This is a genomic window from Aerosakkonema funiforme FACHB-1375 (assembly GCF_014696265.1).
GTDB classification, from domain to species: domain Bacteria; phylum Cyanobacteriota; class Cyanobacteriia; order Cyanobacteriales; family Aerosakkonemataceae; genus Aerosakkonema; species Aerosakkonema funiforme_A.
In genome coordinates this window covers 1-24,816 of the sequence record NZ_JACJPW010000040.1, presented here as the reverse complement: position 1 = coordinate 24,816, position 24,816 = coordinate 1, and the positions used below count along the sequence as shown (strand labels likewise).

General features: G+C 43.5%; 25 protein-coding genes and 1 pseudogene. 11 read left to right on the top strand and 15 right to left on the bottom strand.

Annotation, left to right across the window (positions count from 1 at the left end; translation table 11 throughout):
• Window positions 1-29 precede the first annotated feature (29 nt).
• From H6G03_RS16510 to H6G03_RS16495, 4 genes are all read left to right on the top strand, one after another.
• The gene (locus H6G03_RS16510; protein ID WP_190465578.1) at window positions 30-1,007 is read left to right on the top strand and encodes a phosphoenolpyruvate carboxykinase (ATP); all 978 of its coding nucleotides are present in this window, start codon (window positions 30-32) and stop codon (window positions 1,005-1,007) included.
• Between the two features lie 20 nt (window positions 1,008-1,027).
• On the top strand, window positions 1,028-2,170 hold the full coding sequence (locus H6G03_RS16505; RefSeq protein ID WP_190465576.1) for a 50S ribosomal protein L11 methyltransferase: 1,143 nt from the start codon (window positions 1,028-1,030) through the stop codon (window positions 2,168-2,170).
• Window positions 2,171-2,250: 80 nt separating this feature from the next.
• On the top strand, window positions 2,251-4,080 hold the full coding sequence (locus H6G03_RS16500; RefSeq protein ID WP_190465574.1) for an ABC transporter ATP-binding protein: 1,830 nt from the start codon (window positions 2,251-2,253) through the stop codon (window positions 4,078-4,080).
• A 42-nt stretch (window positions 4,081-4,122) separates the two neighbouring features.
• Window positions 4,123-5,250, top strand: coding sequence for a nucleotidyltransferase domain-containing protein (locus H6G03_RS16495; protein ID WP_190465573.1), 1,128 nt, complete (start codon window positions 4,123-4,125; stop codon window positions 5,248-5,250).
• Between the two features lie 154 nt (window positions 5,251-5,404).
• Here H6G03_RS16495 and H6G03_RS16490 read toward each other — a convergent pair whose 3' ends face one another.
• The 8 genes from H6G03_RS16490 to H6G03_RS16455 all read right to left on the bottom strand — a co-directional run bounded on the left by H6G03_RS16490 (window position 5,405) and on the right by H6G03_RS16455 (window position 11,672).
• Window positions 5,405-5,689: a YiaA/YiaB family inner membrane protein gene (locus H6G03_RS16490; protein ID WP_190465571.1), complete on the bottom strand. Its 285-nt coding sequence runs from the start codon at window positions 5,687-5,689 to the stop codon at window positions 5,405-5,407.
• A 336-nt stretch (window positions 5,690-6,025) separates the two neighbouring features.
• Window positions 6,026-7,510 (bottom strand): hypothetical protein, encoded by a 1,485-nt coding sequence (locus tag H6G03_RS16485; protein ID WP_190465569.1) that lies wholly within the window; start codon window positions 7,508-7,510, stop codon window positions 6,026-6,028.
• Window positions 7,511-7,673: 163 nt separating this feature from the next.
• Window positions 7,674-8,006, bottom strand: a complete 333-nt coding sequence (locus H6G03_RS16480) for a hypothetical protein (RefSeq protein ID WP_190465567.1) — start codon at window positions 8,004-8,006, stop codon at window positions 7,674-7,676.
• Window positions 8,007-8,042: 36 nt separating this feature from the next.
• A complete protein-coding gene (locus H6G03_RS16475) occupies window positions 8,043-8,396 on the bottom strand; it encodes a CHAT domain-containing protein (RefSeq protein ID WP_190465565.1) in 354 nt (117 codons plus the stop codon).
• A gap of 8 nt (window positions 8,397-8,404) precedes the next feature.
• Window positions 8,405-9,247, bottom strand: a complete 843-nt coding sequence (locus H6G03_RS16470; protein WP_190465564.1) for a pentapeptide repeat-containing protein — start codon at window positions 9,245-9,247, stop codon at window positions 8,405-8,407.
• Window positions 9,248-9,331: 84 nt separating this feature from the next.
• A complete protein-coding gene (locus H6G03_RS16465; protein ID WP_190465643.1) occupies window positions 9,332-10,162 on the bottom strand; it encodes a DUF4351 domain-containing protein in 831 nt (276 codons plus the stop codon).
• 297 nt (window positions 10,163-10,459) lie between these two features.
• A complete protein-coding gene (locus H6G03_RS16460; RefSeq protein ID WP_190465562.1) occupies window positions 10,460-11,020 on the bottom strand; it encodes a Uma2 family endonuclease in 561 nt (186 codons plus the stop codon).
• Between the two features lie 91 nt (window positions 11,021-11,111).
• Entirely contained in the window at window positions 11,112-11,672 is a 561-nt protein-coding gene (locus H6G03_RS16455) for a Uma2 family endonuclease (protein WP_190465560.1), read from the bottom strand.
• A gap of 226 nt (window positions 11,673-11,898) precedes the next feature.
• On the opposite strand from H6G03_RS16455, the gene H6G03_RS16450 reads away from it, so the two are divergent.
• Window positions 11,899-12,465 carry a zinc ribbon domain-containing protein gene (locus tag H6G03_RS16450; protein ID WP_190465558.1) on the top strand — a complete coding sequence of 189 codons (567 nt, stop codon included), beginning with the start codon at window positions 11,899-11,901 and terminating at the stop codon, window positions 12,463-12,465.
• Here the strand turns inward: H6G03_RS16450 and H6G03_RS16445 are convergent.
• The 5 genes from H6G03_RS16445 to H6G03_RS16425 form a co-directional block, all read right to left on the bottom strand.
• Window positions 12,452-13,120, bottom strand: a complete 669-nt coding sequence (locus H6G03_RS16445; protein ID WP_190465556.1) for an SOS response-associated peptidase — start codon at window positions 13,118-13,120, stop codon at window positions 12,452-12,454. The genes H6G03_RS16450 and H6G03_RS16445 overlap by 14 nt on opposite strands.
• Window positions 13,121-13,161: 41 nt before the next feature.
• Window positions 13,162-13,707, bottom strand: coding sequence for a pentapeptide repeat-containing protein (locus H6G03_RS16440; RefSeq protein ID WP_242057033.1), 546 nt, complete (start codon window positions 13,705-13,707; stop codon window positions 13,162-13,164).
• A gap of 53 nt (window positions 13,708-13,760) precedes the next feature.
• On the bottom strand, window positions 13,761-13,988 hold the full coding sequence (locus tag H6G03_RS16435; protein ID WP_190465554.1) for a DUF167 domain-containing protein: 228 nt from the start codon (window positions 13,986-13,988) through the stop codon (window positions 13,761-13,763).
• The gene (locus tag H6G03_RS16430) at window positions 13,972-14,400 is read right to left on the bottom strand and encodes a ribosomal maturation YjgA family protein (protein WP_190465552.1); all 429 of its coding nucleotides are present in this window, start codon (window positions 14,398-14,400) and stop codon (window positions 13,972-13,974) included. Before H6G03_RS16430 ends, H6G03_RS16435 begins: the two co-directional genes overlap by 17 nt.
• 215 nt (window positions 14,401-14,615) lie before the next feature.
• Window positions 14,616-15,134 (bottom strand): DUF2231 domain-containing protein, encoded by a 519-nt coding sequence (locus tag H6G03_RS16425; RefSeq protein ID WP_190465551.1) that lies wholly within the window; start codon window positions 15,132-15,134, stop codon window positions 14,616-14,618.
• 482 nt (window positions 15,135-15,616) lie between these two features.
• Here H6G03_RS16425 and H6G03_RS16420 point away from each other — a divergent pair, with 482 nt between their 5' ends.
• Both H6G03_RS16420 and H6G03_RS16415 read left to right on the top strand, forming a co-directional pair.
• Window positions 15,617-16,648, top strand: coding sequence for a hemerythrin domain-containing protein (locus H6G03_RS16420; RefSeq protein ID WP_190465549.1), 1,032 nt, complete (start codon window positions 15,617-15,619; stop codon window positions 16,646-16,648).
• A gap of 280 nt (window positions 16,649-16,928) precedes the next feature.
• Window positions 16,929-17,387, top strand: coding sequence for a hemerythrin domain-containing protein (locus tag H6G03_RS16415; protein ID WP_190465547.1), 459 nt, complete (start codon window positions 16,929-16,931; stop codon window positions 17,385-17,387).
• 51 nt (window positions 17,388-17,438) lie between these two features.
• On the opposite strand, the pseudogene H6G03_RS16410 reads toward H6G03_RS16415, so the two are convergent.
• Window positions 17,439-17,939 (bottom strand): annotated as a pseudogene (locus tag H6G03_RS16410) (SDR family oxidoreductase); the annotation flags it as partial.
• 515 nt (window positions 17,940-18,454) lie between these two features.
• Here H6G03_RS16410 and H6G03_RS16405 point away from each other — a divergent pair.
• The 3 genes from H6G03_RS16405 to H6G03_RS16395 are packed head-to-tail and all read left to right on the top strand — an operon-like array spanning window position 18,455 to window position 20,839.
• Complete coding sequence (locus H6G03_RS16405; RefSeq protein WP_190465545.1) at window positions 18,455-19,675, top strand: hypothetical protein; 1,221 nt, start codon at window positions 18,455-18,457, stop codon at window positions 19,673-19,675.
• 18 nt (window positions 19,676-19,693) lie between these two features.
• A complete protein-coding gene (locus tag H6G03_RS16400; RefSeq protein WP_190465543.1) occupies window positions 19,694-20,107 on the top strand; it encodes a hypothetical protein in 414 nt (137 codons plus the stop codon).
• A gap of 60 nt (window positions 20,108-20,167) precedes the next feature.
• Window positions 20,168-20,839, top strand: a complete 672-nt coding sequence (locus H6G03_RS16395) for a hypothetical protein (RefSeq protein WP_190465541.1) — start codon at window positions 20,168-20,170, stop codon at window positions 20,837-20,839.
• Window positions 20,840-20,916: 77 nt separating this feature from the next.
• Here H6G03_RS16395 and H6G03_RS16390 read toward each other — a convergent pair whose 3' ends face one another.
• Window positions 20,917-21,516 (bottom strand): DJ-1/PfpI family protein, encoded by a 600-nt coding sequence (locus H6G03_RS16390; RefSeq protein ID WP_190465539.1) that lies wholly within the window; start codon window positions 21,514-21,516, stop codon window positions 20,917-20,919.
• Between the two features lie 374 nt (window positions 21,517-21,890).
• Here H6G03_RS16390 and H6G03_RS16385 point away from each other — a divergent pair, with 374 nt between their 5' ends.
• Entirely contained in the window at window positions 21,891-24,647 is a 2,757-nt protein-coding gene (locus tag H6G03_RS16385; RefSeq protein ID WP_190465537.1) for a PAS domain S-box protein, read from the top strand.
• Window positions 24,648-24,816 lie beyond the last annotated feature (169 nt).

The following is a 24,816-nucleotide window of genomic DNA, read 5'->3' as shown; positions in this document are numbered from 1 at the left end:
CCCCAACCTATCAGTGCCAGAAGAAACCCGTGCTTTTTTATTCTGTCTATGGCCTACAACTGCATTCCAATGGGCCGATTCCGGGGTTAGTGCCTTTGCAAATTACCTCTGAAGTAGATGTTCGGGTTTGGTTGTCTTGTGTGCCGCCTTGGTGGGAAGATATTCCAGAAGTACTGCATAGAGTTTCTTATGTCAGTCCTTACCAAGACGAATGCGGTCAGCCGATATTGAGGGTGTGGAAAATTGACGATCGCTATTTCCGGCTTTTATACTGCGATCGCACCGAATTCATCGTTGACCGATCGGGCACGGAAATTTGGGCAACTTGGCCGGATAATTTAAGCTTGGAAGATACCGCTACCTACCTGCTAGGGCCGATATTAGGATTTTTGTTGCGTTTGCGGGGTGTGGTTTGTCTGCACGCCAGCAGTGTCCAAGTTGGCGACAAATGTATTGCTATTGTTGGCCCAGCAGGTGCGGGTAAATCCACAACAGTAGCTGCTTTTGCTAAAGCTGGGTTTCCGATTTTATCAGATGATGTGTTACCGCTTTTGGCGCGGCATAATAGTTATCTAGTACAATCGGCTTATCCGCGAGTGCGCCTGTGGCCTAAATCGGTAGAGATTTTATACGGTATGCCGGATGCCTTGCCGTGCTTGACACCGAACTGGGATAAACGTTATCTGGATTTAACTCAAGCAGGTTATGAATTTCGGCATCAATCGCTACCGTTAGGTGCTATTTATATGTTAGGCGATCGCATTACTTCTTCGGCTGCACCCTTTATTGAAACAGTGCCTGCCCATACTGGTTTAATTACCTTAGTGGCAAACACATACGCAAGCAATTTAATAGATAAATCAATGCGCGGTCAAGAATTTGACTTGTTGAGTCGAGTTGTAACTAACGTTCCTTTGCGGCGAGTTACGCCTCACGCAGATCCAGTCTATCTCTCAAAGCTCTGCGATCTGATTTTAGAGGATTTCGAGAGATTGGCTAATAACTAATACCCCATTATCGGTTACCAATGTATAGCATTTCCGGATTTGGTAGCATGATTGCTGACAAAGGGCGAATGGATGCCTACGTCAAAGCACTGCGCCAATCTGTAAAACCTGACTCAACGGTACTGGATATCGGTACTGGTACGGGAATTTTTGCCTTGCTTGCCTGTCAATTTGGAGCTAAAAAGGTTTATGCGATCGAGCCGAGCGATGCTATCCAAGTGGCGCGAGAAATTGCGGCAGCCAATGGATATGCTGACCGGATTGAGTTTATCCAAAAGCTATCAACTGAGGTGAATTTACCGCAATTAGCTGATGTAATTATATCAGATATACGCGGCATATTGCCACTTTTTCAGCAGCATATTCCCGCGATTGTTGATGCTAGAAAACGTTTGCTTTCTCCGGATGGCATACTCATTCCTCAATGCGATACTTTGTGGGCAGCAGTAGTGGAAGTACCACATTTATACAGTCGCATTGTATCTGCTTGGGATGATAACGCTTATGGACTTGATATGAAGGCGGCAAGGCAAATTGTAACTAATATTTGGAGTAAAGGTCGGGTAGCACCCGCACAACTTTTAACTACTCCACAATCTTGGGCGACTTTGGATTATTCTACAATAGAAAGTTCCGATGTTAGCGCCCAAATAAATTGGGATGTGGCAAGAAGTGGAAGGGCTCACGGGTTAAGTGTTTGGTTTGATGCTACTCTGGCAGAAGGGATAGGCTTTTCTAATGCACCAGGAATGCCGGAACTTATCTACGGTATTGCTTTCTTTCCGTGGACAAAACCAGTTTTTTTAGAACTTGGCGAGCGAGTTTCTGTTAGTTTACAAGCTAATTTAGTTGGCGATAATTATATTTGGCGTTGGCATACTTGTGTGCTAAATAATTCAGGAAATATCAAGACTAAATTTCAGCAATCTACATTTTTTGCTATGCCGCTACCGCCAGCAGAATTGCGTAAAGGATCTGCTAATTATGTCGCGACTCTAAATGAGGAGGGAGAAATCGATCGCCTAATTCTGGAATTGATGAGTAGCGGTAAGGAGTTGGGCGATATTGCGCGTCAAGTACAAGCGCAATTTCCCGATTATTTTGCTAATTGGCAATCAGCTTTGACGCGGGTGGGGGATTTATCGAAAAAATATAGTAAATAGGGAATAAAAGCCGATATCTAAAGTAAGTTTTAGAATTTTACGATTGCAGATAAACGCAGATGAAGTATTAAAGCTATAAAATGAAAAGTTTGAGACATTTAAAGATTAAGTTAAAGGGTGGTTTGAGTCAGTTGCCTTATTTACTGCGAAGTCTGATGTTAGTGTGGGCAGCTGCTAAAAAGTGGACTATTGTGTGGGCAATACTGTTGGTAGTGCAGGGATTATTACCAGTAGTGACAGTTTACTTAACTCAGCAACTTATAGATAATTTGGTGCCAGCTTTAGGTGCGGGTGCTAACTGGGAAAAAGTGCGATCTTCCCTGATGTTAGTTGCCTTAATAGGCAGTATTATACTATTATCTCAGATACTTGGTAGTTTGTTAAACTGGGTTCGCACTGTTCAATCAGAATTAGTCAGAGATTATATATCTAATCTTATTCACGAAAAGTCGATCGCGATCGATTACGCTTTTTACGAAATACCAGAATATTACGATCGCTTGCATCGCGCCCGCCAAGATGCTTATTTTCGCCCGGTGACGTTACTGGAAAATGGTGGCAATTTGCTGCAAAATAGTATAACCCTGATGGCAATGGCAGTGGTGCTGACGCGCTTCGGTATTTGGTTACCTCTAGCGCTGCTAATCAGCACTCTGCCTGCCTTTTATGTTGTTGTGCGCTACAGCAACGAAAATTATCAATGGTGGCTGCGGACAACTGCTGACGAACGTCGCAGCTGGTATTATTATTGGCTGCTGACAGAAATGCAGTATGCGGCTGAATTGCGCTTGTTTGGCTTAGGAGAACATTTTAAATCTGCTTATCGGATTTTACGACGAAAGTTACGTTCGGAACGGGTGCAATTAGCTAGGAATGAGAGTTTGGCGAATTTGGGTGCAAGTGCGATCGCGCTAGTGCTTACCGCAGTTGCTCTCGCTTGGATGGTGTGGCAAGCTATTCTGGGCAGGGTAACGCTGGGCGATTTAGCTCTATTCTACCAGGCATTCGATCGCGGTCAGAATGTCATGCGAAGTCTTTTGGGAAATTTAGGCCAAATTTACAGCAATATGCTGTTTTTGGGCAACTTGTTCGAGTTTCTGGAATTACCACCGCAAACGATCGACTCTCCGTCAGCGCGAATGACACCCACAAGCTTGAAACGGGGAATCTGTTTCGATCGAGTTACCTTTCGCTATCCGGGTAGCCAAAAGGCAGCTTTGCAAAACTTCAATCTTGCTATTCCGGCTGGTAAAATTGTGGCGATCGTCGGTGCTAATGGTGCTGGTAAAAGTACGCTGCTGAAATTGCTATGTCGATTGTACGATCCGCAAGAGGGTAATATTAAATGGGATGATGTAGATTTGCGGGAATTTCCTATCCAACACCTGCGACGATTAATTACTGTTTTATTTCAACAACCAGTTGGCTACAATGCTAGCGTGGCTGAAAATATTGGTTTTGGTGATGTCACGGCGTCTGCTAGTTTGTCTGAAATTATCGATGCTGCGCGAGGGGCGGGTGCGGAGGAAGTTATCGATCGCTTGCCAAAAGGTTACCATACTTTGTTAGGCAAATTGTTTGAAAGTGGTACGGAACTCAGCGGCGGCGAATGGCAACGGATTGCCTTAGCGAGAGCTTTTCTGCGTCAGGCTCCTTTAATTATATTAGATGAGCCGACTAGCGCAATGGACTCCTGGGCTGAAGCAGATTGGATGGAAAGATTTCGGCAGTTGGCGCTCTTTCGGACAGCAATTATTATCACTCATCGCTTTACTATAGCCAGACGTGCTGACATTATTCACGTAATGGCAGACGGTCAAATTGTAGAATCAGGTAGCCACGATGAGTTATTAGTTCTGGGAAAACTGTATGCTCAATCATGGCAGGCACAAATCAATGTTAATAGCTAATTGCGTTCATAAATATTGATAAATAGCAATGAAATATCAACTATGAACTATGAAAAATTTCTACTTTTTATTTTACGCGGACGCTCGAACTCGGAGGCATTACAGGCAGCACGAGAAATAGTTTCTAATAACGATATTAATTGGCAAAATTTGCATAAAATTATCGATGCTGAGGCTCTGGCACCCTTGCTTTATCATATTGTACGCGGACAAGATGTAGTTCCGACATCAGTAGAAGAAGTTTGGCGTAAAGCTTACTATCACAATGCTTGTCGTAATGCACTGATGTTGCGGGAATTGGGTGATGTGCTGCAAAAGCTGGCAGTTGTGGGAGTAGATGTTATGGTTATCAAAGGTGCGGCTTTAGCTGATATGGTTTATGGCGATATTGCAGCGCGATCGATGAGCGATGTCGATTTACTTATTCACCCGCAAGATTTGCCAACGACTAGACAAATTTTGGCGAATTTGGGCTACAAACCTGCCTATGTGGATATGCAGACTGGCTTTACGGAAGATTTCCGCAATGAACAGATTTTTCGTAAGGAGGGACTTGTAAATATTGTTATCGATTTGCACTGGCGGCTGCTCGCTCCTGTCTACTATCAACGCACGTTTACAACAGATTGGTTTTGGGAAACTTCTTTGCCTGCTAAGATTAGTTTAGCACCAGCGTTTGTGTTGGGTTGCGAAGCGCAAGTGGTTTATTTATGCGCTCATTTGATGTTACATCACGGTGGTAAAAGTTTGCTGTGGTTGCACGATATCGCTGCTGTTATAGATTTTTATAAAGAACAGATAGATTGGGAAAAAATCATTTCTAAGGCTAAAGAATATAAATTGGATTTGTCAGTACAACAAATGTTACTGCGCGTTGCTGATGAGTGGAATGCTCCTATTCCTGCGGAAGTTCTGGAAAAATTGCGTGCTTTGCAACCTTCACGCGATGAAGTACGGACTTATTCATGGCAACATCAAACTATGGCTTTGCGTTTGTTTGCTGATTTAGCAGGTACTAAAGATTGGCGTCAAGGTTTGCGTATTGCTTGGGATACTCTATTTCCAACTCGCGAATATATGCAGCAACGCTACAACATTCCTCACCCATTTCTCGTACCTTTATATTATCCCTATCGTTGGTTGCGAGGTATGAAGCGCGTACCGAATTAGGAGGGGCTAGGGATTAGGGATTAGGGACTAGGGAAGAGGGATTAGGGGCTAGGGATTAGGGATTAGGGAAGAGGGGAAATTTTGACTTTTGACTTTTGACTTTTGACTCCCACTCTCCCCTCTTCTCTAGCCTCTAACCCCTAGTCCCTAGCCCCTATTTAAGAGGATGGTGTTCGCTGAGTATTTTTTCGACTCTAGCTTCATCAATTCTAGCCGTTAGTTTTGTTGCTTCATAATTATCTCTGGTGGTTTTGGCTAAAGTAAAAGTGGAGCCAACTGAAAATAGTAAACCCATACCCATATAACCTTTTACCCAGCCATCTACAGGTAGGTAAATTATCCCGACGGAAGTTGCGGAGACGGAAAGAACAAAAGAAGCCCAAACTTGAATAATCCAAGCGGCGGTATCTTTTTGTGGAATAATTGGTGGTTGTGGCATAAAGGCTTCCAGTGGTAGGATAAAATCTCTTTGCTTATTAGCTTGTTTTCACGATCTTCTAATTATTTCTTGTGGTAGATAGATTTTAAGTGACACTTTGTTAAGTGAATCTTAGAAAATCTGTGCGTTCAACGATAACTGGGGCTTTCCAAGGATTGATAACTCTTGTTATGTTGGGACGGTTTTGCAATTGGCACAAGATATGTGCGATTTTAGAGTTAATTTTGTTTATCTTTAGGACTTACGCACGCTGGGGCTAGAAACCGGGTTTCTTCGTCGATCGTTCACAGTGAAACCTACCATTTTTCCTAGAAACCCGGTTTCTTTGCGTAAGTCCTAATCTTTTGTTTTTTGCCAGAGGCGCACACCCCATCCGGCTACTACAGCAAATATAACGCTGAGAAAAAAGGCTGTCAGGAAAGGATGCAGCGGACGAGAAAGGGAAGGAGTTTGCCAAGGTTGTGTGATTAATCCTGAAGTAGAAGCCATTATCGCACCTGCACCGATCGCAATCCCAATGGCTTGTATTTCGTTTTGTAAACCTTTATCGGCTTTGGCTAGCTGACGATCGATCCGCGTTTGTTCTATTTCGACGATACCGCGAATGGAGGCGATCGCGCGATCGAGCAATTTTTCTCCTGGCACAAAATATCCCTGATTTGCTTTAATTTGGGATTGAAATCGGCGACAATTGCCGCTGAGAAAGCTTTCTAAGAAAGATAGGTCGTTGCCAAACCAAAAATTGCTATCTTTCTCTATTTTAACTTTAATTTTTTTGAGCTTTTCGCCGTAATTGCGGGTGTTGATTGCGATCGTGTGGCGCTGTTCTTCCAAGTCGCGCAACAGACGAGTGTATTCGGAGGCTGATTTGGCAAGGATTTTCAGTTTTTGCTGCAACTTGTTCAAATCGTCTTCGCTTAAACTGTCTGGTTTTGTGATATTTTCTACTGCATCGATTTCTTGCTCTATTTTATTGTAGATGATATCCAGAGCTTTGTAAACTTGTCGGCTATCGCGATAGGATTGAATTATCTTATTTCTGTGACAGAATAAATCGATTAAATCCTGATAGCATTCTGAAAATTTTTTATCAGTTTCTTTGTTGCAGAATAGCCAGACAAGGATGTGTTGGTAGGGAGTTTTATCCCCTAATATACCGTATTCATAAATCGGACTGCCAAATAGTTGTCCTTCTCGATGAAATGAAGGTTGTTTTTCTCGATCTGGAATAAAAGCTTCCAGACATTCCTGCGCCAAATCTCTTAAGTATGAACCCTTACCGCTACTTTCTTCAAATACCAATTCCAAATAATCGGGAAATAAATCTCGTTTATCCTCAGCTACCCAAGCTGTAATCAGGAGAGTTTGACCGAGCGAACTGGCGATAAAATTTGGTAGCAAGCAATCATCTGGATTAAACTGAGATAGCAGCGCCGTATCTACATACTCAGTATCATTATCCTTCTCATCTTTTTCCGGAATGCGAATATTTAAAGCTAAGCTGTAACTATCTTGAATTCGCAGCGGATAGGCGAAACCTTCAAAATTTAGCGATTTTTCATCCAAGGTAAATTTGCCTTGAAATGGTGGGGAAATATTATCGTTTTTGGCGATTTCCTCATTTTTGAGTAAGTCTACGCGCAAGCGTTCCGGTTCTTTTTGTAAATCAATGCGCTGCGGCAAATTGAAATTTTGGATATTTAACTTTGCTAATATTTCATCTACCTTTGCGTAGAGGAGATATAGCTTTTTCTCACTCTGCAAATCGTAGGCGAAAAGGTGGATGTTTGGGGCGTAGACTTGACGTTTCATAATTGTCATTGTTCATTGTTCGTATCAAGTCCGGTTGCATCAGTCGTGTAAAAACTTCCCAGGAAATTTATCTGCGTTTATCCTGTGTCATCTGCGATCGATTTTTACTCTTCCCGAAGCTAGCGGACATGATATCATTTTTGGTTAAATCGTAGAAACGAACAATGAACGCCTACGAATTAGTTTGGGATGTTTGCGGTGGATTGAGTTTACTTTTCACCGCGTCTCGCAATTCTCGGAAGCGGTTTTGCAGCATTTCTTCTTCCGAGGCTTCCACTTTACGCACATTTTTGATTTCTCTAAAAGATTGGGCGAAAAGAGTCACATTTTCTTTGATTGGGCGAGTTTGTTTGCTAACCCATTCCTTGATTTCTTTTGTGACAATATGGATATTTTCGTTTTCCAAACCAGCTAGTTTGCGATCTAAATCTTGGATGGTTTTAGCGGGAAACAGGGTAGGGGTAGATTTGAATACTTGCAGTAAAGCGGGAATAGTTTGATCCATTTTCGTCGGTTAATTTGATATAAAGCGCGATCGGTTTTATTGCCCAATGGCACAGAAAGCAGCCCAGTAAACGGGATGGGCGAAAGGTGCTTCATCCAAGTTGAACACTTTCAGTTTAGCTTGGATTTCCTCTATCCAATTGTTACCTAAATTGAGGCGATTAGTCCACTGTAAAAATTCTTTCTTGCTGACATCGCGCAGCCAGATTTGGGCTTGGTTGAGGGCGATCGGTACGGAGATCTGTTTTTGCAAATTTTCATACAACTTAATCATTAAAAATACGGTTGACAAATCGGTTACACTCCACAGGCTACTGACGAAGCTGGCTAAGCAGATATACTCATCAGAGAATGCGATCGCACTTGTCATCCCCTCCCTAAGTTGGGCCATCTCTAGCTCTATCCCTGACTCAAAATATCCAGAAACTCTTGGACAACGCGATCGGGTTCTTGGCTACACCTGTTAAAGTCGAAATATTGGATGATGCGGATACCGTGAATTTCAAAAAGGCGATCGCGTTCTTCAGCTTTTGGTTGATCGGGATGTGATAATTCCAGAATACCCCATTTGCCTTGATGGAAAATTAGGAAGTTGGGTTCTTGATTTTGTCTGCCTTCTGGTGTGGTGAGGCGTGCTTTGGGGTTGGGGAAAAAGAGAATGTTGGCCCGATCGAGTGCTTCGGCTATTTTTATTTGTTCTTCATAGTAAAAATGTAAATCATTCCAGCAATAGATTTTTTCTTCTAGGTTAGAGTCAGTTTTCCGCCGATCTTCTTCAGATAGGATGATTTCTTCTGAAGAGTCTGTGCTACGATCGGATAATAATGCTTGTTCTAAATCTTCCTGAGATGAATTCGCTTCACTAAAGTAGTTTGTAAATAATAGTCTTGTTCCACTTAAACTTGCTAAATTTAATGTTGCTCCCGTCAGATTAGCACCATTGAGGTTTACTTCTATTTCCTGAGTTCGATGCAAAGTTATTTGATTTCGTCGCAAGTATCGTTTAAAAACAGACTGTAAATTATTCTTTTTTACTTTTTCCTGAAAAGCGTCTGAGAGTTGTTTCCAAAGTTTAGCAGCCACGTATTTTATATATTCATCATCATACTTGGAGAGTTTAGCAATTTCCTCATAAGAGCATCTGCCTGACCAACATTGTTTAAAGATGAGTTCTTGCACGTCGTTTAAGCCTTCGCCATCGAGGACAGTTTCTGCGATCGCGAGAGCTTCATCAACGGTCATGGGTTAACTTTCCTTAAAGTACCTGGTAAAGTTTTAAACAGATAACGCTAAATCCCCGGCTTCTTGAAGAAGTCGGGGATTTGCCTAGCGTTCATTCAACCAATTAGCTAAGTCTCCTGGTTCGGAAAAATCCAGAAGTGCCTCTCCTAAATTTTCTAATTCTTCTACGGATAAGGTCTGAATTTGTGTTTGCATTTCAGGTGCGATCGTACCAAGTCGTCGAGTCAATTGGCGAGTGACAAAAGACAGTGCCTCGCGTTGTCTTCCTTCAAGCAGACCATCTTCGCGAATTTCTTGATAAATGACAGACTCCCGCATAGTTTCCTTCCTAAATAGTTGTCTGATTAAGTTTTTTTCAAACCTCAAACCTGCGAGGACTTGCGAACAAGCGAGTAGATCGGCTTGTCGATCGGGTTCTTCAATTGTAGCAATCCGATTAGCCACTTGCTCTAGCAAAGTGCGCGGCGAGTTAGTTTGAGCTAATGTCGCCAATGGCAGCAAACCGGGGACAGATAGCAGTAAAGCGGGGTCTTGTTCCCACAGGCGAATAACTCTATAGCGATGTAGGGTATTTTCGTCTGTATAATCGGATACAAAAACTTGTTCTGAGGCTGTTTGCTGTAAAAAGATTACTACTTGATGGATGGAACAGGAGTATTGACGCTTGAGCCTAACGTAGTAGTCAAGCATTCTGAACGAAATGGGAGGGTCGGAGTAGGGTAGGGTTTCAAATTCCAGATGTAGAATTTCGTTATCGGCTTGTAGGAAAGCCAGAGAATCAGCGCGGATGGGTTCTTGAATGAGTTCAGTTTTGAGAACCTGAATCCTGGTGGGCCGATCGAGTGATAGCAGCCATTGGACGAAGGCGGCTGGGAATTTTTCGGCCAGATATTTGCAAGTGTTGTCGTAGGCCAAGAAAGTTTGGTTGAGAAATAGGTGTAAATAGTTTCCTAGACGATCGTAACTCGTAGGTATATTGTTCTCACCGGATATTTTAGCAAAATTTGGCAAAAGTTACTACTTTTTATCACAGTCAAGCTCAAGTGGAGTTGTTAGATTAGGCTTTCATACAAATCGGTTTTATTTGCCTAAGCCCTGCTTTATTTATCAATTGTCGTTGGGGCTGGCGAAGCATTACTACATCTGAATTATCGCTACCCATTATAAATTTTGGCAGCAATACTTCGTCCCTAAATCAAATCGCTGAATCGCCTATCCCAAAATTTCATCAACTGTAAAACTAACATCGGGAAAAGCTTCTATAAAAATAGATTGCCCGCGCTGAAATATCTGCACGCTTTGATAACCGTTCGCTGAAGGTTGTCGATAAACTTCGATACATTCTGCGGGAATATTGACTAACCAAACTTCGACAATACCGCTAGCTGCGTAAAGGGGAATTTTTACTTCGCGATCGGATTCAACTGTGGTATCTGCCACTTCTATAATTAATAAGATATCTTGTGTTTGTGGATGTCCGGATTCGTAAAAATCTGCGCGTCTTCGCAGTAATGCTAAATCCGGTTGTGGTTCGGAGTTATCATTTAATTCGACTGGGTTCTGTCCGCGAACGTTTACCAAAGACCCCAGGCGCAAAATAAATAACTCAATTAGTCGATCGACACAAGCAGCATGGAATCTTCCAATCGGTGACATTTGAATAATTTCTCCTTTGATAAGTTCTACGCGATCGTCTTCTTTGAGAATACCAGCATTAACCATGAGGTGATATTCTTTGACGGTAAATAGTCTTTTTAGCAATTGCTGTGGCATAACTAACTCCCTATTTTTTTAACTGTTTGTAGTAAGGACTTCAGTCCTGATGTCCGCCTCGCTAAGGACTACAGTCCTTACTACGAAGTGATTATCCCAAAATTTCATCAACTGTAAAATTAACATCGTTAAAAGCTGCTACAAAAATAGATTGCCCGCGCTGAAATACCTGCACGTTTTGGTAACCATTCGCTGAAGGTTGTCGATAAACTTCGATAGATTCTGCCGGAAGGTTTACCAGCCAAACTTCGACAATACCGCTAGCTGCGTAAGGGGGAATTTTTACTTCGCGATCGGATTCAACTGTGGTATCTGCCACTTCTATAATTAATAAGATATCTTGTGTTTCTGGATGCCCAGATTCGTAAAAATCTGCTCTCGGTTGCAGCAATGTTATGTCAGGCTGAGGTTCGGAGAGGTCGTCTAATTCTACTGGATCTTGGGCACCAACTATAGCCACTTCACCTAACGATTGAGAAAAGAGTCTAATTAATCGTTTTACACAAGCAGCATGAAATCTTCCAATCGGTGACATTTGAATAATTTCTCCTTTGATAAGTTCTACGCGATCGTCTTCTTTGAGAATACCAGCATCAACCATCAGGTGATATTCTTTGACGGTAAATAGTCGTTTTAGTAATTGCTGTGGCATAACTAAACCTCTGTTTTTATCCTATTATATAGCCTATATGTTTTTTACTTAATTAAAATTGATAGTTATTCTTAGGTACGTTGTTGCGATGCCGCGCTATAGGGCTGAAGCCCAACAACGTACAAATTGAGGGCTGAAGCGCAACAACGTAAATGCCAAAAAATTAACACCAGAGCTAGCAAAAAAGTTATACAATGATAATTAATTAATATTTCTCTTCAAAATCATGGTAGTTTACTTAGCTAACCTGAGTAGCGGTCAACAAGTTTACGTCGAAAATCACGGTACGCAAACAGCAATTACCCTCATTAGCAGCAGTTCGGGACAGCAGCAAAGCCAAAGCACTAGCTTTTCAACGGGCACTTGGACGAAGCCGCCAGTTTTATTCCGCAACCCCGCCGGTTTTATCCTGCAAATTGAGGCGACGGAAGGTTCTCGTTTTGTGCGTTTGCAAGTGAATGGAATCAGTACCCTCAATGAAATTCCCTCTCTCAATAATGCGGAAGTTGTACCGCTTCAGCAGGTAGAAAAAAGTCCTCAGCAGTCGATGTCGCCAATGCAACCGATGAAGCCTATGGAACCGATGAAACCTATGGAACCGATGCGAATGGGTGACATGGAAATGCGAATGTCACCCAATATGGAAATGCGAATGGGAAATATGCAGTTGCGGATGGGTTCTATAGGGGAAGAAAAATCCTCAACTGGGCGTTTTTGTTCGCAATGCGGTAAGCAGGTGAGTGAAAGCGATCGCTTTTGCACCCATTGCGGTCATCGCCTCACGCCTGCTTGATACAATCGGGACTATCAGTTCTGGCGTTATTCACTTTTGTGCTAACCGGATATACGGTCATATCCTCTGACTGATAAGGTTGCAAAAGCGATTCTAGTGTTTCGCGTTTTTGCACTTGCGGATCTAGCCATGTTTCGTAGTCTTTGGGGTCGAGGATGACAGGCATTCGATCGTGTATCGGGCGCATGAGGTCATTTGCCTCTGTCGTCAGGATCGTACAAGATGCGATCGCATCACCTTCCCCTTTTTCCCAGCGTTCCCACAATCCAGCGAACGCAAAAGGTTTGCCATCTTCCCAGCGGAAATAAAAGGGTTGCTTTTTTCCGTCTTGTTGTTGCCATTCATAAAAACCATCTGCCAAAACCAGACAGCGCCGATGCTTAAAAGCCGAACGAAAAGCTGGCTTCTCGGCCACAGTTTCTGCCCGCGCATTAATCAGCTTAGCGCCCATTTTAATATCTTTAGCCCAAGATGGAATTAAACCCCAACGCAACATTTTTAATTCCCGTTCTTTATCCTCAGAATTTACCAGAACTGTCGGTACTGATTGCGTTGGTGCAATGTTATATCTTGGCGATAAGTTCGGAACAGAGGATAGGTGGAATAGCTGGGCTACTATCTCATCTGGCTGAGTAAAGCTAAATCTTCCGCACATATCTTTAGGGAAAGTTTGTCTATTTATTTTAACAAATTTCTCTACTTATTGCCACATTTATTACCTTTATTACCTATTTTTTCTAAAATGACATTTACCCGTTTGATAAGATATTCTCTTTGTTCTATTCCCATTGCGCCTTCCAGACTGGCACCTTTGAGATTAGCGCCTTCCAAGTTAGCACCTCTTAGATTAGCGCCTCTTAGATCCGCGTTTTCCAAGTTGGCATTTTTGAGGTTAGCATTTTCCAAATTCGCACCGCTGAGGTTAGCACCTCTTAAATTTGACGGTACTAATTCCAGGCCATTTCCGCACCTAAACTGAACTAACTCCCCGCTCAAATTAGCATTGCTCAAATCGACGTTACTGAGATTGGCATCTTCCAGGTTCGCACCTGTCAAGCTAGCACCTCTCAGATTAGCATTTTGTAAATTGCAACTTGGGCAATATTTAGATTGCAACAACTCTGTTACTGTTGCGTTACTGTTACTGTAGTTGACTTGGCTCTTAACTTGTTGTAAATTAATCCCAGTAGAGCCAAAGATTAAAGTTATTACAGATAGAGATAATTTCAAATATTTCATCATAGTGGAGTGGTGTGTAATTATTAATTAAGTTGAGATGGTGGGCACTGCCCACCCTACTGTTCTGTATCTATTTCGACTAGCTTGGTTTTTGAGGATAAACCTGACTTGATGGTGATTTTGGATTTGGGTACATCAAACTTTTCTGCCAAGACTTTAATCAACTCTTCATTAGCTTTGCCATCTACGGGCGGCGATTTCAAATGTACCGATAAACTTCCATCTGCGGCTTCTTCAATTTTTTGCTGTTTTGAATTAGGTTTGACTTTAACTTGTTTTTTCATTTTGTCTCTTTTTTGCTACGTGCAATCTCCACAATTGTCGCAACCATAACCAACCGACGAGCGAGCCGATCGCATAATGGGGAAAATCCCACCAGACAAAGGTTGTTCCCAGCAGCAATTTCCCCCAAAGCTGGGCGCGGATGGCTTGTAAAAACGGCGGATGCCAAAGTTGTAGAATTTCGAGTATACAAGTAACTATGAATACCCATATTGGTATTTTAACCAGCGCTGGGCGGTTTGGGATGAGTAAAAATACGAATAAACACCAGAAGATTTCGTAAAGAACGCCACCGCCATAGTCATTGAACCACCAATCGCCTGGGCCTTTGTAGTATTTTGATAAAAAGCCCAGCGGCGTGACGATGATGAGAGAGAGGATTGTTAGCTGACGAAGAGTTGCTTTTTGAAGCATTTAGGGAAAAACAAAAACCTGTCCGCTCTCAATTATCGCTCAGACAGGTATAGCTATGGGAAAGGTCAAAAGTCAAAAGTCATTTTTTTGATTTGTTGGGTTGAGTGAAGCGAAACCCAACGCTTTAGTTGGGTTTCATACCTCAACCCAAACTACGAATTTTTTTCTCCTCTGCTGCTAGAGCGGTTTCACAGATTTTATCGGGAAAGGAGTAATTATCTGCGTGCGTCGCCGTAGCCAATTACAGCAACTTTATGGCGATAGACTAATTCGGCACCGTACCAACCGGAAAAACCGAGAAGGGTAGCTACGAATATGGAAATAATCAGTCCTGTAGGTAAAATTGCGCCTGCGTAGTTGCCCCAACGCAGAATGAGGTTGACAGTTGTTAGGAGAATAGCTACAACATTGAGTAGCATATGCGCCCAACCTGCGCTGCGCTTGCGGACTCGTTCAATTTTTAGGAAATCCATCAAGCCGGTGATTGCTGCTAGTATGCCAATCGCTAAACCAGCGACGATTAGCCAAAAAGAACCCCGCGCCCAGAAGAGATCTTTTGTCCACCAATATACCAAGTCAGTTGCCGCTACTCCCACTAGAAAAGCTATTGGTAAAGTAACGATCAGTGGATGGAGGGGATGACCTGCGATCGCTACTGTACTTGTTACCCCGCTATCGCGATAATCCGTCTCATCGCTTTCAATTAACGGGGGGAGATTTGGAGTTTGTGTCATGTCGGTTTCTCTCGTTTTTTAACGTTGCTAATGTAGATAATTTCTCAGGAGATTTTCTTTATATCGGCTTAATTAACTTGTTCGGACTGGGTAATTTTATTTCGGACGAATTGCATCAACACCACCCCAGTCCAGACTGTTATGGCCTCACTCCTTTATCTCCTTTTTCCCTTTCATTGAGTCAATTTATTCTATAGAGATCGATAGCGTATCTGTCTGGCGATGGAGAAAATACATGACGTTTATCTATCTATAAGTAGAAACTTAAACTAAAGGTACTCTCAGGCTGCGATCTAGCACTTTAGGAACTTGCTTAAATAGTGTGATTTCAACTAAATTATCACTAAATGTTTATATGGATTAAGACTTATGGTAATTGAATGATAATTCAGTCAAAAGAGAGATGGCTGACATTCAATATTGTGTGATTCTCGTATAAGATTCAATCGCACAATAACACGATAATAAGAGGAGAACAAACGATGGTATCGACTCTTGACGACACCAAGCGTACAGCTATTGCAGTTAAATTAGCTGACATCAAAGCATTGCAAAACTTGCTCATTAGTAACGAGCAATTGCTGCTGAATCAATGTGGGGATCAAGAAATATGCGATCGCCTGCGAGATATGCTCAATGACGACCAGAAAAACCTCGGTGTTTTGGACACTGTAATTGTTCAGTACGGTGTCAAGGGAGACCCGAAAGAAACCACCCAGGAAATGATCGAAAAGACTCAGAAATTGATGCAAGGTTCTGAGTTAACTTTGTATGAAAAGTTCGCCCATCACGAACTGCTCAAGCACGGTCAAGTGATGAAAGGTTTGCTGGTTCACAAAGCCGCCCAAGTTGTTGGTGCTGATGTGGAAGCCGCTATCACTCCTTTGAACACGGTCAACTTTGAGAACCGCGCTCATCAAGAGCAACTCAAAGGAATTCTGGAAATTCTGGGCACTCGCGAACTGACCGGTAAAGATCCGGATCAAGGCATTTGGGCTCGCGTTCAAGATGCGATCGCTGCTTTCACAGGCGTTGCGGGTAGCGTTGTCACTCGCAGCAAGAGCGATATGAATATTCAAGAGCTGATCAGAATGGATCACACCAAGGTGAATACTCTGTTCGCTCAAGTTCAATCTACTAACGATCCTCAAAAGCTGCAAGAATATTTCGGCCAAATCTACAAGGATTTGAGCGCTCACTCGGAAGCTGAAGAACAAATTGTTTACCCAGCAGTACGTTCTTACTACGAAAAGACAGACGATCTGTATAAAGAACAAGCTGAAATGAAGCAGCTGCTGGAACGAATTAAGTCTATCAGCCCCTCTTCACCTAACTTCAAAGACGAAGTTAAACAGCTGATGAATGCTGTGATGCACCACGTCCAGCAAGAAGAAAACGAAATGTTCCGGAAAATCAACGACAATTTCAGCGAACAGCAACAGGAACAAATGGCTACAGATTTCAAGACAGCCAAGAGCAAGATCCAAGATAAAATGGCTGCTTCCATGAAGTAGTAGTCTGTTGAAACTCTATTAAATCTAGGAATGCTAAAAAGTCAGCTTCCTGGATTTAATAAACCAGAGATTGTTAGTTTTAGCAATGGTTGTGGTAGTCTGTCTAGGAGGGCTTAAAACGTAACCTCCTAGATTTTTTAAGGTTATAAAAATCTTAGTAATTACCAAAAATATTTACCGAATACAGGCGTTTACACTCAGTCGAGAGACGGATGAATTGACTATTTTTTATATGCGATGCTCAAAAGAGTTACACTTACTTTTTCAGGAGGCAATCAAAATGGACGCTGTTGAATTAATCAAATCAGATCATCGCAAAGTCGAAAAAATTTTCTCACAAATTGAGAAAACGGAAGACCCCGATAAACTCTACGAATACTTCAACGAACTTTACACAGAGTTAAACGTACACGCCCAAGCGGAAGAGTTAACCTTGTATCCGGCAATGCGCGACCATCAAGAAACTGAGGACTTGGTTGAAGAAGCAGAAGAAGAACACGATGAAGCTAAGATATTGCTGGAGGAAATTAAATCTCTCAGTCCCAGTTCACCTGAATTTAAGGAAAAAATTAGACAATTAAAAGAAGAGGTTCTGCATCATGTAGAGGAAGAAGAAAGCGAAATATTGCCGCAAGTGAGCGAGTACATGAGCGAAGCAGAATTGAACCAAGTTGCTGAGGAATTTCAAGATACTAAAAGCAGGTTACAGGATGATATTTCAGAAGCTGCCAGTCGTTGAATTTCCGTAGTTGTAGGGTGGGCATTGCCCACCCTACTTTATCCCAACTGTTTAACCGTTAACGATTTCGCCACCGTTGGGATGCAAAATCTGACCGCTCATATAAGAAGAGTCATCTGACGCCAAGAACACATAACAAGGCGCAACTTCTTCCGGTTGTCCGGCACGCTGCATGGGTACTTGTTTACCAAAAGTGGCAACTTTTTCTTCTGGGAAAGTGGAGGGAATCAAAGGTGTCCAAATTGGGCCTGGTGCCACGCCGTTAACGCGAATACCCTTTTCTACCAAAGATTGAGAGAGAGATCGCGTAAAGGCGACGATCGCCCCTTTAGTAGAAGAATAATCGAGTAACTGCTGATTTCCCTGATAAGCAGTCACCGAAGTAGTGTTGATAATCGCGCTACCTTCTTTCAAATGCTTAAGTGCTGCTTTCGTCAAATAAAACATCGAAAAGATGTTAGTGCGGAAAGTGCGTTCCAACTGTTCGGCGCTGATATCTTCAATACTTTGTTGCGGATGTTGTTCGCCAGCATTGTTAACGAGAATATCGAGTTATCCACCTGTGGGTCGATCGAGTAAAAAATAAATGCTCAACCTGTAGATGTAGAACTTTTGAAAAGTTGTTTTTGATGAAAATTATCCCTAAACAACTGATTTACTACATCATCCCAAAGGCTGAATTTATAGTGAGGTTGGGAAATTAGCATAAGGGTGATTAACATTTTTTGGAGCTACTGACTTTCCCGATCGCCCGACGCCCTAATTTGCTTGTCAATATTCGACGCCGCAACTTTATATCCGAAAGGAACTAAATCTTTGTTGGAATCGTCCGTCGATTCCGGATTCCCTTAATGTTTTCTATTGACAGTTGCTTTACGAGCTGTCGCAAGAGATAGTAAGATAGTTAGCAATAGAGCGAGATATCTTGGCAGCAATTGGGCATATCGCTCAATAATAGATAAAGGATCGGGGTAGCTGACTTTGACATTCTCAAGGCGCTAAACCTTGGGAATATAGGGTGGCATTACCGGGATTGCTGTTGGTGTGAGTTTTGTGAGACTACTTATATGCGTTTATCCACTCTTGCTGTATGTACGTTAGCTGCTCTGGCAGCTGGGGCTTTGAGTGCAGAAGCCAGTCCCAGTCAGAGTACGCACGCTCCTCCATCTGGTGCTTACGCCGCACCGGAAACTGTAACAGCGCCATCTCTGGCGCAGCTAGTTGCCCAAATTGAGAACGATAGCAACTCTCAAATAGAGGTGACAAAGCAACTCGAAGCAGAATTAAGCTCGATCGCACAACCGACAAATAACATCATCGCTCAGTCATCTCCCGCAAGCGCTAAGCAGTCCGAAGCAACGGAATTGCTTGTGACGGAAAACCCAGGTGCGGCAGCCCTGCGAGCCAATAACTTCGTTTCCCAGTCATCCATAAACGCGGATGTCAACCAAGTACTGAACGATCGCCAAAGTCAAAATCAAACCAATTATTGCGGTTCGCAAACGACACAGAACCCTACAGCCTCTAACTCCACAACCCAAGTGGCTCAAGGTTCCAGGAACTGCCCTCGTCCGCGACAGATTGCCCCTCTCTCCGTACCCGAAGTAGAAGATGAATTTGAATCTTCCCCTGGCTTGAGTATCTACATTCCCGTTGGCTTTGGTGCGGATCGAAACACCTTCTTTCTCGGCGGCACTTATCAAAACACCACGAGATCCGATGACGATGATAATAACGGCAATGTTGGCGTTGGTATCGGTTTAGGCGATGCCGATCGATTAGTTGGGGTGGAAATATCCTACGCCTTTGAAAATTTCAACGATGAAGATGATTTTGGCGAAGGCGGCTTTAACTTAAAAGTGCATCGTCGCTTGAGCCAAAGTCTATCGGTAGCAGCTGGCTATAACGGCTTGATCAATATCGGCAGCCATGACTTTGAACATTCCCGCTACGGCGTAATTACAAAAATCTTTCGGACGCGAGAATCGATTCGCGATCCTTTCAGTCGCCTCGCAGTTACGGTGGGAGTAGGCGACGGACAGTTTCGCTCGAACGGTGCGATCGATGCTGATGATAACGATCCCAACTTTTTTGGTAACGTAGCCTTCCGACTTGTCCGACCGATCAGCTTTATTACTGAATGGACAGGAACAGACCTAGCATTGGGCTTTTCGATCGCACCCTTTAAAGGCATTCCTTGGGTAATTACTCCCGCCGTGCGCGACTTAGCCGGTAGAGGTGACGACCCGCGATTTGTGTTAGGCTCTGGAATTTCATTTCAGTTTTAAGTAGGAGGTGCAACAATCATGCGGACAATTAAATCTTTTGTTTGGGTCGTCGGTCTATCTCTGATTGCCGGGTCACTAACGACTACTCCTGCTAAGGCAGATCACGTTCCCGACATTACAGGAACTAATTACTGGAACAACACCTCACCCCAATTCGGTCGTCGCGGCGTTCGCTTAGATCCCGATTTAGTCGATCGAGTCAGAAGGTTCAACGATGAAGCCGAACAAGCCTATAACGGTTGTTTGGCAGCAGTCGAAGCCGCACCGCCAAATCCCGGTGGCCCCCGACAGTATTTGCGAACCCCCCAAAATGTGGCAGGCGAATACCCGGCTGCGTGTCAGCGGCTCAATGCGTTGCGAAATGAGCGAGATAGCTTGCAGGATCGATTGCAGGGAATAGGACAGGCAAGTCCATCTCGGAAGATTTGGTAAATCTCTGCTTAGGCTGGCAACTTCTAGGTTTCAAGGTGAGTGAGGAGGAGTAAGAAAACTATGATCCAAAAAAAGGGTAAAAGCGATCGCACTGTTGGGGTGCAGTTGCTGATGGGAGCGATCGTCGCCGGAGCGATCGGCATTTTCTCAATGCCTGTAAAAGCTCAGAGCATTCCATCGCAAGGTGTCCAATTCAACGAAGATACCCTGATCGAATTTGAATTCAGAGAATCCCACGGCTACTACAAGTCTACTTTTGGCGTCATCAATTTAAGAACTCGCCAAATGACAGATCTGATCGCCGAAGTCAAACCTTTTGATGACTACAGCGATACCTCGGATCTGAACAATCCCTCAAGACGCACAGATGACACCGGCACGCCAAGGGATTTCCTGGGAACGCCCGGTAACTCCGTACCAGATGCCATCAGGCGGTTTACGTTTCAGGCAAATACCCCTTACGCTTTCTACCTGAAGGTTTTTCGACCCAACAACACGTTGGTAACCACACTTTATTCGACCAGATTCGAGCAACTGGGCAGCTCCGATGCAGATTCCGCCCAGTCTGAAGGTGGTCTATCCGACGGGAAGGTGGGCGATCGCACAGGCGTCCGCGTCAGCTGGGACGATACCGGACTACCCAAACCGGGAAGAGACAGGGACTATGATGACTTTATTGTCGAAGCTGGCGGTTTTCTTGTACCCCCCGTTCCTTGTCCCAGAGTAGAGTAACAGGCTGACCGATTTCAGCTTTTGTAGCTTCAACGCAGAAACCCGGTTTCTTGAAGAAACCGGGTTTCTTTTCGCATCTAAACCGCTACCATATCCTTATGTTCGATCTTAGTTCCTAAAACTTTGAGGAATTCCCCTAACCAACGGGGATGAGCGGGCCAAGCCGGTGCCGTCACCAGATTACCGTCAACCATCGCTTCATCAACCGGAATATTAACGTACAGTCCACCAGCAAGAGTGACATCTGGGCCGCAAGCTGGGTAAGCAGTGCAACTCTTGCCTTGCAAAACTCCAGCTGCTGCCAAAAGCTGCAATCCGTGACAAATAGCGGCAATAGGCTTATTTGTTTGGGCAAAGTGACGAGTTATTTCCAGTACTTTTTCATTTAAGCGGATATATTCCGGCGCACGTCCCCCTGGAACAACCAAAGCATCGTAGTTTTCTGGTTCCACTTCATCGAAGTTGGCATTTAAAGTAAAGTTGTGACCTGGTTTCTCGCTATAAGTTTGGTCGCCTTCAAAGTCATGCACGGATGTTCGTACCTTTTGTCCAGCTTTTTTGTCGGGACACACGGCATGAACGGTATGTCCGACCATTTGTAGCGCCTGGAACGGCACCATCACTTCATAATCCTCTACATAGTCGCCGACAAGCATCAAAATCTTTTTGGCAGCCATATTTTATTACCTTCTTTATTTCACTTCACTATTTAAATAATAGCCAAGTCAGTGTTGTCATCTAAATTGACACAATTTTTAATTCGATCGAGACCTGAGAAGCTGGGTTTCTTGCCAAAAATTGAGGCGGGAGAGCAGAGGTTTTTCAACATAACTTTTTTGGACGATTTTCCCTTTGAGCGCAGATGCTTTTTTGCGCCTATAAGTATTGTTTATTAATTCTTTAAAATAGCCGTTGCCTTGGAGAGATTACCACTCAGTTATTTTATCTAGATGGAAGTAATTCTGTCTATCGGTAGAGCCGAAATATAAAATTTTTCTTTAGATTAGAGGACATCTTTAAACGTATTAATAAAAAATTAGGCAATGACTAAATGAAAAACACAAAACTAGCTACGCGCAAAACCTGTCAAAGGTTCTTGAGTAGCCAGACAGTCGAGATGACGTTGCAGTTATACGAACGGGCGATCGCAGCAACCAGCACAAGTATCGTAATTGCCGATGCGCTTTTACCGGATTTTCCTATTATTTACTGCAATGCAGCTTTTGTGCAACTTACAGGTTATTCGCTGGACGAAATTTTGGGACAAAGCTGCCTTTTTTTACAAGGCAGGGACACTGACCTATCTGGGTTGGCGCAAATCCAACAGGCGCTGCAAGCCAAGCGGGAATGCCGGGTAGTATTGAAGAACTATCGCAAAGACGGCGGTGCTTTTTGGAATGAATTGACTATTTCGCCAGTGCGAGATGTGCGCGATCGCATCACTCACTTTATTTGCGTACAAGTAGATGTAACTGAGCAACAAAAAGCTAAAAAGAGAATGCAAGCGCAATCTGCGGCAATGAATGCTTCAGCAGATGGAATGGCTATTTTCGATTCTACAGGGGAATTTATCTACATAAATGAAGCTTACGCTCAAATGAATGGATATGACAGTGCCAGAGATCTGATGGGGAAAAATTGGCAACTTCTCTACGATCGAGCAGAACTAAGAATATTTGAGCAGTATATTCTGCCTGCTCTGGAAAAACGTGGGCGATGGCGAGGTGAAGCGGTTGGTTTGCGACAAGATGGCAGCAAGTATCGGCAAGAATTATCCTTGAGCGAGATTGAAGCAGGCATGGGAATAGTTTGCGTAGTGCGGGACATCAGCGATCGCAAGCAAGCAGAAGTGGCGCTGCAACAAGTAAACGAATCGCTCGAACGCCGAATCGCTGTGGACAGAGCTCAATTGAGACAAGTCATTGACAAACTGCACAGGGAAACGCTGGAAAGGCAGCAGGCACAAGCAATTTTACGCGAAAGCGAAGCACTGCTGCGGCCTGTGGTCACCAATTTACCGATAATATTATTTGCGACCGATAAAGAAGGTAAGATCGCTCTTTTAGAAGGAAAAGGATTAGAGCCTTTGAATCTAAAACCTGGGGAATTAATTGGGCGATCGATCCTCGAACTCTACCTTCAAGAACCCGATATTCTCAGCAGAATTAGCCACGTCCTTGCAGGTGAAGAAACTGCCTGGGTTTGTGAAATTGGAAACTTGGTATATGAAAATCGAGCTACACCCCTAAAAAACCAAAGTGGTGAAATCTTGGGCTGCATCGGTATGGCAATGGATATCACCTATCACGTAAAACTTGAAGAAGCATTGCGGCAGCAAGCGGATCGGGAACTGCTGGTAGGAGCGATCGCTCAACGCATTCGCAAGTCTTTAAATCTAGAGGAAGTCCTCAATACCACAGTACAAGAAGTGCGGCAATTTCTGCAAACAGACAGAGTAGTACTTTACCGCTTTGAATCGGATTGGAGTGGCGTGGTGGTGGTGGAATCTGTGGGCGAAAATTGCGAACCAATTTTAGGAATTCCGATCGAAGATCCGTGCTTTAAAGAAAAGTACGTTCGGCAATACCAACAAGGTCGCATTCGGGCGATCGCAGATATCTACACCAGCGATATTGCCCAGTGTCACATCGATTTACTAGCTCGGTTTGAAGTGCAAGCTAACCTGGTAGTTCCCATTTTGCAAGGAGAAAACTTGTGGGGATTGCTGATCGCTCATCATTGTAGTGGCCCAAGGGAATGGCAGGAAACAGAAGTCACCCTGCTAGCACAATTGAGCGTGCAAATAGCAATTTCCATTCAGCAATCCGAATTATATCAAAAATTACAAACAGAACTTGTCGATCGCCTGCAAGCTGAAGCTGCCTTGCGACAAAGAGAAGAATTACTTTGCCAAAAAGCCTGCGAACTCGAACAAACCCTCAACGAGTTGCAAAAAACGCAATTCCAACTCATTCAGAGCGAGAAAATGTCTAGTTTGGGGCAATTAGTCGCCGGTGTAGCTCACGAAATTAATAATCCCGTCAACTTTATTTACGGTAATATTGAGCCTGCTAGAAATTACATTCAAGACTTGCTAGATATCATAGATCTCTACGAGCAGCACTGTCGGCAACCAAGTGCTGAAATTGAAGAAAAAGCCGAACAAATTGACCTAGAATTCATCAAGCAGGATTTACCGAAACTATTGGAGTCAATGCGGGTGGGAGCAGACCGAATTCGCGAAATAGTACGCAGTCTGCGTTACTTTTCGCGCACGGACGAAGCCGAGGTAAAAGCAGTGAATATTCACGAAGGCATTGACAGTACGCTCATGATTTTACAAAATCGTTTAAAACCCAATGCCAATTATTCCGGCATCTCGATCCTTCAAGAATATGGCAACCTACCTAATGTGGTGTGCTACCCCGGACAGATTAACCAGGTGTTTATGAATATCCTCAGCAATGCGATCGATGCTTTGCAAGAGAGTAGTAGGTATTCGGTTGCAGATAGTCAGGAAAATTCTCACCCAACACCGACAATTCGCATTCGCACTGAAGTTTTACACAACAACCGCATTGCGATCCGCATTGCTGACAATGGCCCAGGTATGCCAGAAGCGGTTCGTCAGCGCTTGTTCGATCCCTTTTTTACAACTAAACCAGTTGGTAAAGGTACCGGTCTTGGTTTGTCGATAAGTTACCAGATTGTAGTTGAAAGACACGGCGGTAAATTGCACTGTTTTAGCCAGCTTGGTAAAGGTACTGAGTTTGCGATCGAAATCCCTCTCCATCAGAATGGGGGGTAGAGGAGAGCGGGGGAGTCAAAAGTCAAAAGTCAAAAGTCAAAAGGAAAAAAGGGGTTAGGGATTAGGGGTTAGGGGTTAGGGAAAGTCAATCATTCAAAAATTCCTCCTCTTCCCTTTTCCCTCTTCCCTCTTCCCTCTTCCCTCTTCCCTAGATCGGAAGAGCACCCGT

What these genes read in the sequence shown, in the direction of transcription:
- H6G03_RS16390 (WP_190465539.1), bottom strand. Translation starts at nt 21,516, where the DNA reads ATGGCTGCCAAAAAGATTTTGATGCTTGTCGGCGACTATGTAGAGGAT.
- H6G03_RS16455 (WP_190465560.1), bottom strand. Translation starts at nt 11,672, where the DNA reads ATGCCACAGCAATTACTAAAACGACTATTTACCGTCAAAGAATATCAC.
- H6G03_RS16400 (WP_190465543.1), top strand. Translation starts at nt 19,694, where the DNA reads ATGCGGACAATTAAATCTTTTGTTTGGGTCGTCGGTCTATCTCTGATT.
- H6G03_RS16500 (WP_190465574.1), top strand. Translation starts at nt 2,251, where the DNA reads ATGAAAAGTTTGAGACATTTAAAGATTAAGTTAAAGGGTGGTTTGAGT.
- H6G03_RS16505 (WP_190465576.1), top strand. Translation starts at nt 1,028, where the DNA reads ATGTATAGCATTTCCGGATTTGGTAGCATGATTGCTGACAAAGGGCGA.
- H6G03_RS16395 (WP_190465541.1), top strand. Translation starts at nt 20,168, where the DNA reads ATGATCCAAAAAAAGGGTAAAAGCGATCGCACTGTTGGGGTGCAGTTG.
- H6G03_RS16480 (WP_190465567.1), bottom strand. Translation starts at nt 8,006, where the DNA reads ATGGATCAAACTATTCCCGCTTTACTGCAAGTATTCAAATCTACCCCT.
- H6G03_RS16495 (WP_190465573.1), top strand. Translation starts at nt 4,123, where the DNA reads ATGAACTATGAAAAATTTCTACTTTTTATTTTACGCGGACGCTCGAAC.
- H6G03_RS16420 (WP_190465549.1), top strand. Translation starts at nt 15,617, where the DNA reads ATGGTATCGACTCTTGACGACACCAAGCGTACAGCTATTGCAGTTAAA.
- H6G03_RS16435 (WP_190465554.1), bottom strand. Translation starts at nt 13,988, where the DNA reads ATGAAAAAACAAGTTAAAGTCAAACCTAATTCAAAACAGCAAAAAATT.
- H6G03_RS16490 (WP_190465571.1), bottom strand. Translation starts at nt 5,689, where the DNA reads ATGCCACAACCACCAATTATTCCACAAAAAGATACCGCCGCTTGGATT.
- H6G03_RS16460 (WP_190465562.1), bottom strand. Translation starts at nt 11,020, where the DNA reads ATGCCACAGCAATTGCTAAAAAGACTATTTACCGTCAAAGAATATCAC.
- H6G03_RS16475 (WP_190465565.1), bottom strand. Translation starts at nt 8,396, where the DNA reads ATGGCCCAACTTAGGGAGGGGATGACAAGTGCGATCGCATTCTCTGAT.
- H6G03_RS16440 (WP_242057033.1), bottom strand. Translation starts at nt 13,707, where the DNA reads ATGATGAAATATTTGAAATTATCTCTATCTGTAATAACTTTAATCTTT.
- H6G03_RS16415 (WP_190465547.1), top strand. Translation starts at nt 16,929, where the DNA reads ATGGACGCTGTTGAATTAATCAAATCAGATCATCGCAAAGTCGAAAAA.
- H6G03_RS16385 (WP_190465537.1), top strand. Translation starts at nt 21,891, where the DNA reads ATGAAAAACACAAAACTAGCTACGCGCAAAACCTGTCAAAGGTTCTTG.
- H6G03_RS16450 (WP_190465558.1), top strand. Translation starts at nt 11,899, where the DNA reads ATGGTAGTTTACTTAGCTAACCTGAGTAGCGGTCAACAAGTTTACGTC.
- H6G03_RS16485 (WP_190465569.1), bottom strand. Translation starts at nt 7,510, where the DNA reads ATGACAATTATGAAACGTCAAGTCTACGCCCCAAACATCCACCTTTTC.
- H6G03_RS16425 (WP_190465551.1), bottom strand. Translation starts at nt 15,134, where the DNA reads ATGACACAAACTCCAAATCTCCCCCCGTTAATTGAAAGCGATGAGACG.
- H6G03_RS16470 (WP_190465564.1), bottom strand. Translation starts at nt 9,247, where the DNA reads ATGACCGTTGATGAAGCTCTCGCGATCGCAGAAACTGTCCTCGATGGC.
- H6G03_RS16445 (WP_190465556.1), bottom strand. Translation starts at nt 13,120, where the DNA reads ATGTGCGGAAGATTTAGCTTTACTCAGCCAGATGAGATAGTAGCCCAG.
- H6G03_RS16430 (WP_190465552.1), bottom strand. Translation starts at nt 14,400, where the DNA reads ATGCTTCAAAAAGCAACTCTTCGTCAGCTAACAATCCTCTCTCTCATC.
- H6G03_RS16405 (WP_190465545.1), top strand. Translation starts at nt 18,455, where the DNA reads ATGCGTTTATCCACTCTTGCTGTATGTACGTTAGCTGCTCTGGCAGCT.